Here is a 15,785-nt window from a genome sequence, read left to right on the forward strand (position 1 = left end):
TTTTCACGATTTACAGTGGCAGTGCAGGTGTGAAAACCAGCGGCAGACGGGAATATATGTATGAAAGTTTGGGAGCAGCCTTATCAGCTACACTCTTGAATTAAAGTATACCCTGCTGTGTCATAAAATTCCTTGATAATCTAAGGGGAAAATAGTAAAATCTTGCGTTTATATCTATATAAGTGTACAATATATTATATAAGTCATCAACAGCAATTTCGCATAACAGTCTTTCTCTGATGCAGCAGGTTGTCTGCAATATTTTCCGGAATTGCTATAAGATAGGATAATTAAAGATCATCATATATTCTCAATGGAGGACGCATATATAATGGCAGAGATCATAACCGACGGCTCACAGAAAGAACTGAAGAAACATGGCAGTGATGAATTTCCGCTGCTGGTAAGCTACGAGAAACTTTCCGGCTACAAATCCGGCTCCTTTCTCTGGCACTGGCATCCTGAGATAGAAATCACCCTTGTCCTGGATGGACAGATTCTCTATAAAGTAAACCAGTGTACTTACCACATGAAAGCAGGAGATATCCTTCTGGGAAATGCCAATGTACTCCACGCAGGCTTCATGGAAGATATGAAAGACGGCAAATATGTTTCCATCACTTTTCTGCCAAAGATTATCTATGGTTCCTACGGAAGTATCCTGCGCAGGAAATATGTGGAGCCATTTTTACACAATTTCTCCCTTCCTGCAGTCTACATTGACTATTCGCAGCCCTGGCATGAAGTTTTTTCCGAATATGTAAGAGAAATCATAACTCTGTATGAAGAGAAAAGAGAATTTTACGAACTGGATATCACCGGAACTCTGCAAAAGCTGTGGCGCTGTATGCTGCAGAATCTTCCGGAGAACCTCCCCTATACGGAACACAGCAAACTGGAACGCAACCGTATGCGTGAGATCATGGATTATCTGGAACACAATTACATGAATAAAATCCAGATGAAAGATATCGCAGAGGAAATCCACCTCTGCGAGAGCGAATGCAGCCGGTTATTCAAGAGATACATGAACGTATCCCTGTTTACATTTCTGCAGGAATACCGGGTGGAACGGAGCCTTGAATTTCTCCTCAGCTCCGACGACAGCATCATGGAAGTCGCCCAGAAATCCGGCTTCACAGACTCCAACTACTATGCCAAGGTATTCTCCAGAGTAAAGGGCTGCAGCCCGCAGAAATACAGGAAGCAGAATATACGGAAAGATATGTGAGATTATATACAGGTTATATTACTCCACAGAAACAGTATTCTGCTCCAGGTATTTCTTCAATGAAGAGACATACAGATTCCCCACCTTACTGAGGATTGAATTCTTTCTGGTAATATAGCCGATCTCCATGTCGCTGTTCTGGTTCTGCTCATCCCCTTCGAAGGGAATTGCCAGATAATCACTGCCATTAAGCTCCTCACAGATAATCCCTGAACACAGGGTATAGCCATTGAGTCCTACCATCAGATTCAGCATAGTCGCCCGATCCGAAGCCTTGACTGTTCTGGAATATTCATTGGTAGACAGAATCTCCTCTGACAGATAAAAACTGCTCTTATCTCCCTGTTCGAAGGACAGACAAGGGTATTTTGCCAGCTGGCTGTAGCTGATAGATTTCTCATTTGCCAGTGGATGATTTTTCCACAAATATACATATGCCTGACAGTCAATCAAATGATGAAACTCCAGATTCGCAGAGTGGAGAAGCTTTAGCAGTGCCTTTCTGTTGAAATCACTGAGATAAAGTACTCCCACCTCGCTTTTCATGGCGCTGACGTCACTGATCACATCTGCAGTCTTTGTCTCCCTGATGGCAAATTCATATTCCGACACATCAAACTTCTGCACCATATCCACGAATGCTTTCACTGCAAAAGAATAATGCTGGGTGGAAACGCCGAATTTCTTCTTATAGGAACCACCCTCACTGTATTTCTCAACCACACTCTCATACTGTCCATATATCTGACGGGCATACATCAGAAATTCTGTCCCGTCATTGGTCAGTGTCACACCACGGCCGCTGCGGTTGAATATAATGATTCCAAGCTCTTTCTCCAGTTCCTTCACTGCATTGGTCAGAGAAGGCTGGGAAATATACAACGCCTCCGCAGCTTTATTTAATGAACCAGTTTCGGAAATTGTGATGATATAATTCATCTGTGTTAGTGTCATATTGTCTCTCCCTTACATATCCTTAGATCTTTTAATCAACTTTTTTCAAAGTATTTTCTCTGGCTGTAATAATTTTACTATATCATCTGAAGTTTCTCAACATTGCAATTTCTGCAAACAAAAATCTCCTGTGCAGACATATCAAATCGATTTCCTATCTGCTTCAGAAGATTTTTTATAAAAAATAATTACAACAGTCTGAATACCTGCTCTGCAGTTGCAGCCATATTTGCTTTTGCAGTGTCCGGATCCATTGCTTCTTCCAGCGTGGAAATTCCGCGTACAATTGGAAAGAAAGCATCTATCCCTGCTTCATTGCAGGCAACTGCCTCCTTCGTAACGCTTCCTGCAAATGCAATGGTTTTTGCACCATATTTCTTACCAAGCTTTGCAACACCAACCGGGGCTTTCCCCATGGCAGTCTGATGATCCAGACAGCCTTCGCCTGTTACAACCACATCTGCATCCTTCATCTCATCCTCTATATGGACAGCATCCAGAATAAGCTGTATTCCCGGTGTCAGTTCTCCGTCCATATAATTCAGGAATGCAAATCCAAGTCCGCCTGCCGCACCTGCACCTGCCGCATTCTGATTGTCTTTGCCGATCACTTTGGCAGTAACCTCTGCATAATTTTTCATGCCTGCATCCAGAACCGGAAGCATATCGGGGGTAACTCCTTTCTGCGGTCCATAGATATAGGTAGCTCCCTGAGAGCCGCAGAGAGGATTAGTCACATCACAGGCAATCCTGAAATTACACTGGGAAAGAAATTCCTTTTTGTCTGAAATTTCTACAGATGCAATCCTGGCAAGTGCCTGTCCGCCTTCTCCGGCGTCCTCTCCCTTTTCATCCAGAAATCTGTAGCCAAGTGCTTTCAGCATACCCACTCCGCCGTCATTAGTGGCACTTCCACCAATACCGATAATGAAATTGCGGATCCCCCTGCTGATCGCATGAAGAATCAGCTCTCCCACACCACAGGTGGTAGCTGTCATAGGATCCTTCTTATCTGAAAGTGTGATACCTGCTGCTGTTGCCATTTCCATAACTGCGGTATTACTTTCCCTGAGATATCCATAATATGCCTGAACCGGCTCATGATAAGGACCTGTAACTGTCACATCCACACGTTCTCCCTTCAGACCTTCGATCAGCGCATCCGTAGTTCCCTCTCCACCGTCAGCCAGAGGTTTTACGATCACTTCTGCGTCCTTTTTTGCTGCAAGAATACCTGCTTTGACAGCCATTCCTGCTTCCATGGAAGTCATACTTCCCTTAAATGAATCAACTGCAACTACAACCTTCATAGCCAAAACCTCCAACTATTTCTATTATTTAAGACGGGTGATACATATTATGTTCTTTCTCCAGTTCTTTATAAAGCTGCATACAGTTCCAGTTTTGATTATGCTCCGTCAGAACCGCCTTATAATCCACAGGTGTACCTGCTTTCCGCAAGGTATAGAGCACCTGGTCAAACAGATTCCCCGTGATTCCTGCAAGAATCAGCATTTCCTTCTCCATCTGCTCCTGAGGTATCAGCGCTGATGGAATCTGCACCTGAGAAACCTCTTTCACTCCTGCCAGATATCCGATTGGCTGACTATAGTCCTGGGGTTCTATGGTTTTAATCCGAAGCTTAAAAGGCAGCAACGCCATCTTTAACTTGCGAAGCTTCTGCTGATCCTGAAAATTTATTAATAAAATAGTTGGTTTCATATAAACACTCCTTCTGATACAAGTAAATCCCCACCCACTACTTATTGCTCTTTACAATTGAAGCAGGGACTTCCTTGATTTGGTTAAATAATTACAACTATTATACCCTCTTCACCCGCACCTGACAATCATAATAGCCTGCATAGGACTTTTTATGTCACAGGAATATTACAAAATAATTTCCGGCAACGCAGAAAAACAGGCTTCGATATCTGTATCATCGATGCCTGTTTTTCTGTGTTACAATTTGGAGCGGCATGGCTTTATCAATTACAAACTATTTCGCAGGATGTTCCTTGAGCACTTCGGAAACACTCCCACTCAAATAAGAAAACAGCGGGAAATATTGTAATTCACACATTATTGTGGTAAAGTAGTGTCGTGCTATTTTTCCTGAACCCGGTATCTTATCACAGTTATAGACCGCAGAAATTTTACCAGATTTGCGCATCACTCAATCCGTCTGCCAATATAGTCCTTCGGGTATCAGGAAATGAAAATAAAGAGGAGGGAACAAATGAAAAAATTCTATTCGTGGTATAAAAAACATATTACCGCAGCAATCTTTACCGGACTGATCCTGGGTATCATTACCGGTCTGTTTCTGGCAAACCGTTTCGAACCGGTACTTGCCATCACAAGCCTTATCGGAAGCATTTACATGAATGCCCTGAACATGATGATCTTTCCACTGGTCTTCTGTTCCATTATCATGGGTATCTCCAGCATCGGTAATGCCCGCACAACCGGCAAGATCACAGCCGGCGCCATGATCTTTTTCCTGTGCACCACAGCACTTGCCAGCCTGGCAGGACTGATCATCCCGCGGCTGATCCATCTCGGTGAGGGTGTTAAATTCGAGATGGCAACTTCCGACATCCAGGCAACTGAGATGACCAGCATTCTGGACACCATCAAAAACCTGATCCCATCCAATCCGGTTGCAGCTTTCACAAACGGAAATATGCTTCAGGTACTTGTATTCGCAGTCATCGTAGGCTTCACACTTATCGCTATCGGCGAAAAGGGTACTGCACTTCTGAAAGTCATCGATTCCTGTAACGAAGTCTGTCTGAAAGTCATCAGCACAGTTATGTACTTCACACCTATCGGTGTATTCTGTACTATCGTTCCTGTTGTAGAAGCCAACGGTACAGAAACCATCATTTCACTGGCAACTCAGCTGATCATCCTGTATGTGGCATTCTTCGGATTTGCCCTGGTCATTTACGGCGGCTCCGTGAAATTCATCGGCAAAGAAAGCCCTGTGAAATTCTTCAAAGCAATGCTTCCTGCAGCTCTGAACGCATTCGGAACCTGTTCCAGTTCAGCGACCATTCCGATCAGTAAACAGCGTATGGAAGACGAAATGGGCGTATCCAACAAGATCACAAGTATTGCCATTCCTCTTGGCGCTACTGTAAACATGGATGCCGTATCCATCCTGATGTCATTCATGATCATGTTCTTCGCCAATGCATGCGGAATTAACGTAAGCATTTCCATGATGATCATAATCCTTCTGGCAAACGTACTCCTGTCAGTAGGAACCCCGGGAATCCCGGGCGGTGCCATCGCATCCTTCGCAGCCCTTGCAACCATGGCAGGTCTGCCGGCAGGTGTTATGGGTGTTTATATCAGTATCAATACACTCTGCGATATGGGTGCTACCTGCGTTAACGTTATTGGCGATATGGCAGGCTGTGTAGTTCTGAAAGAGAAAATTAAGCTTGAGGATTAATACATAAGGAATACAAAAAAGTTGTTGTATCTTTTCATATTGGAAATGAAAAGTACAACAACTTTTTTATCACCCTTTAACAGCTCCGCTCATTAAACCATTCTCTATTTTTTCCTGGAAGAAAATATACGCAATAATTACCGGAATGGTTGTAAGACAAATTCCTGCCATGCTGGAACTATAATCTGTACTGTATTCTCCAAAGAATGCAAGAAGTCCCATAGAAATAGTACCTTTATCTTTATCAGAAATAAAAATAAGAGGAAACAACAGGTTATTCCATACCTGTATAAAATTAAAAATTGAAACACTTACAATTCCCGGAACTGACAGTGGCAAAATCATCTTAAAAAATACTTGATAAATATTTGCTCCATCAATTACCATCGCTTCTTCTAATTCTGTCGGAATTCCATTCATAAATCCAGTAAGAATCAAAATTGTCATTGGAAAACAAAACGCCGCATAAAGCAAAATCAATACCGGATAATTATTCATAATTCCAAGTTTTCCAAAAATATAAGACAACGGAATTAATACCGCCTGAATAGGAATCATCATTCCTGAAATAAACAGTAAATATATTTTTGATTTTCCGCGAAACTTAAATTTTGCCAGAACATACGATGCCATTGCTCCAAAAAGACCTGATATCGCAAGAGTTCCAACTGCAAGAATAATTGTATTCAAAAAATATCTTCCTATATTTCCCACATTCCATGCAGTTAAATAATTTTCTATCCGTAATTTCTTAGGTAAAGCAGTAAATGATGAAAATATTTCCAAATTTCCTTTAAAAGAACAGAAGATTGAAAATACCATCGGATAAATATTGATCAAAGCAACTATAATAAATATCAGAAATCCTATATAATACCCTGCGGAATGTTTTTTTGTTTTCATGATCTATCCCCCCTAATATTCTATGGATTCTTTCTGATTCATAAGTTTCAAACTAAAAATAGAAACAGCAGCACTTAATACAAAGATGACCGTAGCAATCGCACTTCCAGTTCCATAATGACCATATCTATAAGCTTCATTATACATTAAAAGTGCTGGTACAATAGTACAGTTACTGGTTCCTCCTGTAGGTGTCAGAATGTATACAGTATCAAAAATCTTTAATACTCCAGTGATTACCATGATCGTAGACATTTTTAATGGTTCCCAAAGCATTGGAATATAAAGATTCCAAATCTTTTTCCAGCCAGTTGCTCCATCTAATTCTCCTGCTTCCAAAACAGAATCCGGTATAGAAGTAAGACCAGCCAAACAAATGATCATATAATATCCTACACTGGTCCATGTACTGACAACAATCAGACATATCAAAGAAGTTTTAGGATTAACCAGCCACTGCTGAATATAATTTCCAAGTCCAATTTTAATAAGAAGACTATTCAGAATTCCCTTGTCAGTAGGAAAATAAATAAAATTCCATAACAATGCTACTGCTGTCACTGATAAAATCATAGGAATAAAAAATGCAGCTTTAAAAAATCTCTGTCCTTTTTTGAAATGATGGATCAGTAATCCAAGTCCAAATCCAATAGGAACCTGCAAAATAACACTTACAACAACGTAAATAAGAACATTCTGCAACGACTTAAGAAAAACTGCATTATGGAACAGATTACTATAATTCTTAAATCCTACAAATTTAAGCGGCACCGCCTGAAGCCCAGGCCAGTCATTAAATGAAAAATAGACAGACATAACTACAGGTATCAATTCAAAACAAAGATAGATCAATACTGCAGGTATCAAAAATACCGCAATAACTTTCTTATTTTTCCTTATTTTTTCCAAAATAACCCCTCCTCTTTTCTATTTTTGAGTAAACAAAAGGAAGGGTGCTCTCCCCCCTTCCTTTTGCTTTATCTGTCAGCTCTGTGGACGGTTTGCATCAATATCTGCCTGAATAGTCTGTGCTGTATTCTCAGCGGAATCAGACAGCATCATGTTCAAAATTCCATTTCTTGAAGTATCTACTAATGTAGAGCAGGTATCATAGTCAAAATATTCTCCTACAGAATCTGTAATAGTACCTGTATATTCAACCATATCTTTGAAAATCTGCGGTGCGTCTTCCGGTGCATCAATATCTTTATATGGAGCAACTCTCATCGCTGCATTCATACGTTCCTGAATAGACTCTTTAGATGTCATATATTTCACCAGTTTTAGAGTTGCCTCTTTTTCCTCATCACTCATAGTTCCTGAAAGCATCCATCCGGAAGTATATACTACATGTGTATCTTTATACTCTGGTTTATCTTCAAAGTATGGGAATGCAAAGAATGAAATATCATCCAAAATTTCTGATTCAGAATTAAACATTTCAGGAATGATAGGGCTGCTGTGAGAAATCATTGCTACTTCTCCGGTGAGGAACTGATTCATCTGAGTATTATAATCCATTCCTTCAAATCCCTCTGCAAAAGCACCTTTATCTTTTAAATCTTTTGTAATCTGCAGGCATTCTACTACATCATCATCCGTCCATTTTTTCTCGCCAGTACCCAATTTTATAATGCCATCTCTTCCGATTCTTTTAGCAAGAATATTATTAAAGATATGTCCCATAACCCAGGTATTCTTTCCGCCTACTCCAAACGGAGTAATTCCGGCAGCAACCAGCTTATCAATATCCTCATACAGTTCATCCATTGTTTCTGGAGTTTTCTCAATACCGGCTTTTTCAAATAAAGCCTTATTGTAGAAAATAGCATCCACATTCAGTTCATTTGGCAATGCATAGATTCCATCCACTCCATAAGCACTCAGATCATATGTATCTAATGCTCCATCCAGGAACGTGTTCTTCCATTCTTCATCTTCGTTAAGTGAATCTGTCAGATCCAACAGAACTCCATTCTGTGCCCATTCTTTCAGGCCGGCAATTGCCGGATAATAAAAGATATTTGGTGTTTCTCCTGTAGATAATGCAACTTTCAGTTTATTGTTATAAGCAGATTCCTCATAAACAGAATCGTTCTGAACTTCAATATCAGGATTTTCTTCCATAAATGCTGCAATCTGGTCTTCATAAACCTTTGCCATAGGTGTATCACCACTGTCACGGCTCATAAATGTAATCTTAACTTTATCTGCTGCAAATACCGGTGTAATAGATGATAATGCCATTGCTGCCGCTAATACAGCCCCTAAAACTTTTTTCCCTGTCTTCATATAAAAACCTCCTCTTTTCCTTACTAATTTTTGTAACAAACAGCAGTCATCTGATGTCCCTTAATCTCTTTTAGAGTAAATTCAAGTTTTTTTCCATCCTGTACAAATGGAACTTCCTGTTTATCGGGTATTGTATAAATTTTCTCTACTTCACGTTCTTCTGTCATAGTAATCTTAAGATTATATAAAGGAATAATATCATCAACAATCTCAAGATTTTTACATTTCTTCACCGGTACATAATGAAGTACATGTACAATTCTTCTGTTCTCTTGTTCCTGATCTAACACTGTAACTTGTGTTGTTGATGGTCCATTATGCTGAATCAGCGGCTTCGGAAGCATTCTGTCTAATTCATTTCTCAGGATCTTTTTATACCATGCAGGTGCCCAGTTCTGATATGTTGTAAAAATCGGATGAATAAAATACGCTGTATTTTCTGTTTCCACAATACCAGGATATACTTCTTTTCTTCCTGATGGAGAATGAAGATGAGAACAAAAATGTTCATATGTACGATTAAATACCGGCGGGATTACTTTCTGGACAAACTGAGCCTCATCTGTCGCTTCTACAAGTGTTCCTTTGTCATACATTACATGTTCTGCATCTGCAAGACCCTTTGCCAGATGTTCTTTCGGCCATATAAAATCCGGACTATATGGTGCATCTCCAAGATATTTTACTGCCAGTTCTGAGATCATAAATTTCTGGTGATCTTTGTCAAGACCAGACTGATAACTTGCCAGTAATTTGCCTCCTGCATTTATATAAGCACTCAGTTTCCGGCCTAATATTTCATCTACAGGAATTACATCCGGTAAAATTAACAACCTGTATTTTCCAAAATCAGAAGTACTGTCAATAAAATCAAACTGATATCCATATTCCATCAGAAGTCTTGCCACACCTTCAGATGCACCTGGAATCTGTCCTGCTACGCCTGTAGCATAAAATTCTTCTGCTGTAAAAACACCAATTTCAGATACTGGTTTTGCATTCTCACACCAGGGTTCTTTTTCTTCTACAGATTTATAAACCCTTCCGATCTGCTGATACATATCCTTATTCAATTTTCCCCAGTAATCCATCTGGTCACCAATCGTACATTTGCATCCATGGGAAAGCATGGAAAATACTTCATATTCCATAGCTGCCTCATTACGAAATGCATGAAAATCGCCCCATTCTGTGTGGAATCTGCTTGTCAGTCCAAGACACTCTTTTCCAAAATTCCTCATATATTTAGCAGAAACAGGAAAATCAAGATATCCCCATTCTACTCCCGGAAGAGATTCAAAAGAAAAATACGAATAATCCTTTATCACTGGTTTATCGAGACATCCAACATGTCCTTTGTTATAGCAGACATGAAAATCTGGATTATATTTTTTTGCAAATGCGGTCAGATCTTCGACCATATCATAATAAGTCCACCTTGCAAATTCCTGACGGTCTTCCTTTTTTGCAGGATTCAGACCTTTTTCCCGCATAAGTTTCTGGCAGGATGGACAGCAGCATTCATTCATAAAAGCTGCATCATACCATACTCCATCTCCCGGAATCGTTTCCAGAACTTCTCCGAACTGCTTTTTCAGGAAATCACGATACGGTGTATTTACACAAAGGTTTTTATAAAAACCAGCCTCAAAATACCCCTTTCCCTTATAGTCCTGAAGTGCTCCGTTTTCATCAATACAGATCCATTCCGGATGCATATCTGCGATTCTCTTGTTCCAGCGAATGGTTGTATAAAGGTTTACCTGTATTCCTCGTTTTCTGCAGGCTTCAGCCTGTTCTCTCAACAAATCTCTGTGTGCCAGATGAGGATGGACCATTTCCGGAAACATTTTGGAATCATAATATAAATTTCCGTGATGTCCACAAGAAAACAAAGTAATAGAATTCACGTGCGCATCCGCAAGAGTCTGGGCAAACTCTTCCGCATCAAATTCTGAGCAGACCCCCTCAATGGCTTCACTGGTGTGAAAATCCAGATGAATTTGTCGAAATGGAATTTCCTTTTCAGCCATTTCCTTTTACCTCCTGTCTTTTGATGAGACAAGATTACCATTTTTGTGCTATTACGTGAATGTAGATTCTTTGGACGTCTGGGAAATATTTTGGATAATTACATTTTTCTCTCTTCCTGGTACTTAGACGGAGAAATACCATAATACTTTTTAAAATTCTTGCTAAAATAATAAACGTCACTGTATCCTATTGACTCTGCAATTTCTATAAGTGTTTTATCCGGATACTCTGTAAGATATTTCTTTGCCTGTTCCAGACGTGTCTGAGTCAAATACTTACTTAATGAACATCCTTTTTCTTTTTTAAATATATTACTTAGATAACTCGCATTCACCCCAATTGTATCTGCTACCAGATTCAAGCTCATATCAATCCTACTATAATTACTATCAATAAAATCTGCTGCATCATTTACTTTTTTCTTTGTTGCAGGAAGTTTATTTTCTGCTGCACATATGCGGCATTTTTCCAATATACACATTAATACACTTCTAATTTCTTCAATTCCACCATTATTCTGCAATCCTGTTAATTGTCTCTGTTCTTTTTCCACAACTAAAGAAAAATCAACTCCCAGTTCAGACATATACAGACAAATATGGATCAGAATATCCGTAGATATATATACTGCTGTGTCAGAAAGGACATTCTGTTCTTCCATTTGAATAAACATTTCACCTATCTCTTTTGTAAGCATTTCATATTCATTTTTTCTGATATAATACAAAAATACTTCCGAATCATATAACGATGATCGTATAAATTGAAACATATCTACTGGCTCGTAAATCAGAATTTTCTGTTCTGTTTTTCCTTTTCTGGCTGCAGAATATGCCTCCTGATAGGCCGCTTTCAATTCTCTGATGTCTGAAAATACCCTGCTGATTCCTCCATTCCAGTTCCTTTTACTATTCATAATTTCCTGCATATAAGTACAGAGAAGCTGAATCTGATATTCCATATTCTCTTCTCCAAATAGAATAAAAGCATATCCTTGGTTCATAGAAATCATTTCATATACCGGAAAATAATCCTGGATTATTTCTTCCATTTCTTCTGCCATTTTGTTATTCTGTTGTTTATTTTCAGGTCTAATCAAGGCCACTGATAATGGTTTATCAAACGGAATCTTCATTTCCTCCCATTTACTCTGCTGATTTTCAGAAGGTACCATACCTGAAAGCTGTTCTAAAAGAAACTGATCCTTTTGCATTTTCTTTACAGAAGATTTCTGTCTATAAATATGTTCCAGTTTTTCTTTACACTTCTGAAGCTCTTTTGTTAATTCTTCAGGGTCCAACGGTTTCAGCACAAAACTGACTGCTCCAAAAGAAAGTGCCTCCCTTACATATTCAAATTCACCATAAGCGGTCAATATAATTACTTGTATTTCTGGAAAAATAACCTTTACTTTTTTAGATATTTCAATTCCATTCATATATGGAATATTAATATCCATAATTAAAATATCCGGCTTTTCTTCCAAAATTTTCTTTAATGCTTCTTCTCCGTCTTCTGCTTCTCCGCATATTTCCATACCCAGACTATTCCAGTCAACTGTTTTTTTCACTAACGCTCTCTGCAAAAATTCATCATCTACAAGGAATACCCTCATTTTCTATCCTCTTCTCTCTTAAAATCTACAGGAATGCACACTGTTGCCTTCGTTCCCTGACTCAGTTTACTTTCTACTGTAAGACCATATTCTTTTCCAAAATAAATCTGCAATCTTTGTTGAATATTAAATAATCCAAATGCTGAGCCTTTTTCTCTGTAATCTTTACTAAACAGTTCTTCTAATTTTTCTTCTGGAATTCCAAGCCCATTATCTGACACCTGAATAAAAACCTTATTCTTCTCTTTCCATCCTTTGATTCGGATAATTCCTTTTCCCCTCATTTCCTTTATACCATGATATATAGAATTTTCTATCAATGGCTGAAGTGTCAGTTTTACAATCCACTCCTGCAAAATTTCATTTTCTATATCAATCTCATATTCTATTTTATTTCCATATCTGACTTTCTGTATTTTTATATAATTCTCTATATTTGTTATTTCCTGTTCCAGCGGTATTAATGTTTTTCCATCGCTAAGTGAAGTTCTATAAAATGTACCAATCGCCTGAATCATGATAAATGCTTCATCCGGACAATTCATTTTGATAAGCGAACTTACACTATTCAATGTATTATATAAGAAATGTGGATTAATCTGTGCCTGAAGTGCTGCAAGCTCAGATTTTCTTTTTGCCCGTTGCTCTCTATATACCTGATCAACCAGCTGCCTGATTTGTTCAGACATCTTATTAAACTCTTCCGATAATATTCCAATTTCATCCTCATACAATACAGGAACACGTACAGAAAGATCTCCTTTTCCAAATTTTTTCATGGTATCTGTCAAATATATCAAAGGCTTTGTTACACTGTGAGAAACCCTCAGGCTGAAAAATGTGCTGATTAAAGCAGCAATAATTCCTACTACATAAATAATCTGTGTCATCGCTTTCCCGGCTTTTGTAAGTTCATTCACTGGTGTCAGACCAATCATAAGCCAATCCAGTGTAGGGATTACTGACGCTGTCACAAGATATCTTTTACCGTCAATCCTGAATACTTTTCCTCCTTTTTTATTATCTTCAGCCCATTGAAAATACTCTTCTTCCGAAATATTTCCTGATACATCCTGATCATTTTCTATTTTTTTGTTTCCATCTGTATCAGCAATCAGATAACTGCCTGTCTCCCCATATCTGATATGTGCAAAGTTATTTATCAGAAGTGGCGACTGATATTCTATAAGAACATATCCTTTAATAAGTCCCGAATCGTAATCTCTATAATATCTGATATAACCAATTCCATTTTTCTCATAATCTCCCAGGGATACTTCATATAAATCCAACCATTTTACGTTATAATTCTCTTTTATTATGTTAAAAAACTGTTCGTATTTTGATGCCTCAGATCGAATACTGTTAGAATTTACCATATGTCCATATGAGTCAAAAACAGAAATACTGCTATACTGTTTATCTGGATACAATGCATCCAAATAATCCAGACGTTTCTCTACCTGCATTTTATATTTTAACTGATCTGCTGATTCCTCAGAATCCTGTAAAAACCAGTTTTGTATTGCTTCATCTGTTAATATTACCTTAGCTATCTTTCCCGAATTCTCTAATATACTCTGACTGTTATCAGACACTATCTCAAACTTTTCCTTATAGCTTTCGCTGGTGATATTTAATACTGATTTTTCGTATAAAAACTGAATCAATACAGTTAATACAAGGATTGTGAGAAAAAAGAAGCCAATACTTGTAAGAGAAAATTTTTTCGCCAAAGACAGCTCATGATATTTTTTACGCATTCGCACCACCCCCACTTATTAATCCAACATTACCAAAAAAGCCGATACACTGTTTCCGTCAATGTATCGACCCTTAATGATTATTTCCTTTTTATTTACAGATACTGACTAAATTCCACCTTCTCCTTATTCGGTCCTTCAATTGTAAAGAACTTCACTCCATTTTCCCAGAATGGCAGGAAATGAATGGTATCTTGTGTAGAATTTAAACCAGCTTCATTGATATACTGGAAAATCTCTTCAATATCTTTTACGTCAAGTGCAACATGATCGATCGCGCCATGCTCCATTTTCGCTGCATGGTTCTCATAAGTCTCCACTACCAGAGTTCCCAGTTTCAGGAAAACAACCTTCTCGTTTGCTTCCTCATTTACTGTCTCAAATGCTGTTTCAAAACCTAATTTGTGATAAAATTCTACTGTTTTACCAATGTCATTTGTCGGAATTCCAATGTGCTGTACCCCTGTTGAGTAGTTCTTTAAATCCATAGTTTTTGCCCCTTTCTGCTGATCCTTGTGACTTTTTGTCGCTCGTTATGTCAGACTGCTTTTCATAATCCGTTACTGAGAACGCAATAACCAGTAACCATAATCAGACTTCTCAGTCACTTAATATCTCATTTTTTTACAATATACGCAGAAAATTATTCGGTTGTCAAGTGAATTTGTAACTTCTATTTATACTTTATTTTATACTCATCCATGAATAAACGTTCCTATCCCTTTGTCAAAAAGACTCTAAAGCTATTATTTCACGATTATATTTTGTGCAAAATTCCCATGACATAGAATCCCAATAACTGATAGAATAAATACGACAAAAAATGTCGCTTATCCATTGTCAGACGGGTAGGCGGCATTTTTGCGTTTATATGGAGTTTTTTATTATTTTATGAGGAGGGCTTAACTATGCCAAAAACAAAATTTCAGGAATTTATTTTCACCCTTATCACATCCGGCTGTATAATCTTTATCATGGGCGTTTATAACGTCGCTATCCACACCGGTGGACTTCAGGCGGCTACATTCAGTCACGCACTGCATTCTTTTCCGCTGGAATGGTTCATCGGATTCCTCTGCGCATTCTTCATCGCCAGCAAAACATCCAAATATTTCGCGTTCCGCGTAGCCAAACCAACTGACCGCCCGATCTTCATCATCCTCTGCATCCAGACCTTCACCGTCTGCACAATGGTACCGCTGATGAGCCTGCTTGGAACCATCGAATCTTCAGGAATCACTTCAAATCTCATCTTCATCTGGCTCCAGACCATCTGCCTGAACTTCATCATAGCCTACCCACTGCAGATCCTGGTTGTCGGACCATTCTGCAGATTCGTATTCCGTCACCTGTTCGTATCAGCAAGTCAGGAAAATGAAGGTAAAATAGAACATGAAATGGAACAGCAAGGATTTGCGGAATAAGTCCATATAATAATAGGTAATTGCGAAACTCGCGGTGCTCGTTCGTAACCTTGAACCAAAACAAGGAAGAATTCGCGAAGAGCACGACTTGTGGAATGAAAAATGG

At 38.7% G+C, this 15,785-nt stretch carries 13 protein-coding genes; 3 read left to right on the top strand and 10 right to left on the bottom strand.

Annotation, left to right across the window (positions count from 1 at the left end):
• Window positions 1–331 precede the first annotated feature (331 nt).
• Entirely contained in the window at window positions 332–1,231 is a 900-nt protein-coding gene (locus ACESZG_RS13290; protein ID WP_373218518.1) for a helix-turn-helix domain-containing protein, read from the top strand.
• 18 nt (window positions 1,232–1,249) lie between these two features.
• On the opposite strand, the gene ACESZG_RS13295 is transcribed toward ACESZG_RS13290, so the two are convergent.
• From ACESZG_RS13295 to ACESZG_RS13305, 3 genes are all read right to left on the bottom strand, one after another.
• Window positions 1,250–2,185: a LysR family transcriptional regulator gene (locus tag ACESZG_RS13295; RefSeq protein WP_055058637.1), complete on the bottom strand. Its 936-nt coding sequence runs from the start codon at window positions 2,183–2,185 to the stop codon at window positions 1,250–1,252.
• Window positions 2,186–2,373: 188 nt separating this feature from the next.
• Entirely contained in the window at window positions 2,374–3,495 is a 1,122-nt protein-coding gene (locus ACESZG_RS13300) for a glycerate kinase (protein WP_373218520.1), read from the bottom strand.
• A 28-nt stretch (window positions 3,496–3,523) separates the two neighbouring features.
• Window positions 3,524–3,907: a DUF3783 domain-containing protein gene (locus tag ACESZG_RS13305; RefSeq protein WP_118136211.1), complete on the bottom strand. Its 384-nt coding sequence runs from the start codon at window positions 3,905–3,907 to the stop codon at window positions 3,524–3,526.
• A 517-nt stretch (window positions 3,908–4,424) separates the two neighbouring features.
• Here ACESZG_RS13305 and ACESZG_RS13310 point away from each other — a divergent pair.
• Window positions 4,425–5,648 carry a dicarboxylate/amino acid:cation symporter gene (locus ACESZG_RS13310; protein ID WP_120062233.1) on the top strand — a complete coding sequence of 408 codons (1,224 nt, stop codon included), beginning with the start codon at window positions 4,425–4,427 and terminating at the stop codon, window positions 5,646–5,648.
• Between the two features lie 69 nt (window positions 5,649–5,717).
• On the opposite strand, the gene ACESZG_RS13315 is transcribed toward ACESZG_RS13310, so the two are convergent.
• The 7 genes from ACESZG_RS13315 to ACESZG_RS13345 all read right to left on the bottom strand — a co-directional run bounded on the left by ACESZG_RS13315 (window position 5,718) and on the right by ACESZG_RS13345 (window position 14,743).
• A complete protein-coding gene (locus ACESZG_RS13315) occupies window positions 5,718–6,551 on the bottom strand; it encodes a carbohydrate ABC transporter permease (protein ID WP_019163152.1) in 834 nt (277 codons plus the stop codon).
• Between the two features lie 12 nt (window positions 6,552–6,563).
• Window positions 6,564–7,460: a carbohydrate ABC transporter permease gene (locus ACESZG_RS13320; protein ID WP_019163153.1), complete on the bottom strand. Its 897-nt coding sequence runs from the start codon at window positions 7,458–7,460 to the stop codon at window positions 6,564–6,566.
• Between the two features lie 75 nt (window positions 7,461–7,535).
• Complete coding sequence (locus ACESZG_RS13325; protein ID WP_025580915.1) at window positions 7,536–8,843, bottom strand: extracellular solute-binding protein; 1,308 nt, start codon at window positions 8,841–8,843, stop codon at window positions 7,536–7,538.
• Window positions 8,844–8,866: 23 nt separating this feature from the next.
• A complete protein-coding gene (locus ACESZG_RS13330) occupies window positions 8,867–10,876 on the bottom strand; it encodes an alpha-amylase family protein (RefSeq protein ID WP_215680198.1) in 2,010 nt (669 codons plus the stop codon).
• Between the two features lie 98 nt (window positions 10,877–10,974).
• A complete protein-coding gene (locus ACESZG_RS13335; RefSeq protein ID WP_118615173.1) occupies window positions 10,975–12,492 on the bottom strand; it encodes a response regulator in 1,518 nt (505 codons plus the stop codon).
• On the bottom strand, window positions 12,489–14,255 hold the full coding sequence (locus ACESZG_RS13340) for a sensor histidine kinase (protein WP_055058643.1): 1,767 nt from the start codon (window positions 14,253–14,255) through the stop codon (window positions 12,489–12,491). Before ACESZG_RS13340 ends, ACESZG_RS13335 begins: the two co-directional genes overlap by 4 nt.
• Window positions 14,256–14,350: 95 nt before the next feature.
• Window positions 14,351–14,743, bottom strand: a complete 393-nt coding sequence (locus ACESZG_RS13345) for a VOC family protein (RefSeq protein WP_019163158.1) — start codon at window positions 14,741–14,743, stop codon at window positions 14,351–14,353.
• A 420-nt stretch (window positions 14,744–15,163) separates the two neighbouring features.
• Here ACESZG_RS13345 and ACESZG_RS13350 point away from each other — a divergent pair, with 420 nt between their 5' ends.
• Complete coding sequence (locus ACESZG_RS13350; RefSeq protein ID WP_025580908.1) at window positions 15,164–15,679, top strand: DUF2798 domain-containing protein; 516 nt, start codon at window positions 15,164–15,166, stop codon at window positions 15,677–15,679.
• Window positions 15,680–15,785 lie beyond the last annotated feature (106 nt).

The organism is Blautia sp. Marseille-P2398 (assembly GCF_964240315.1).
Lineage (GTDB): Bacteria > Bacillota > Clostridia > Lachnospirales > Lachnospiraceae > Blautia_A > Blautia_A wexlerae.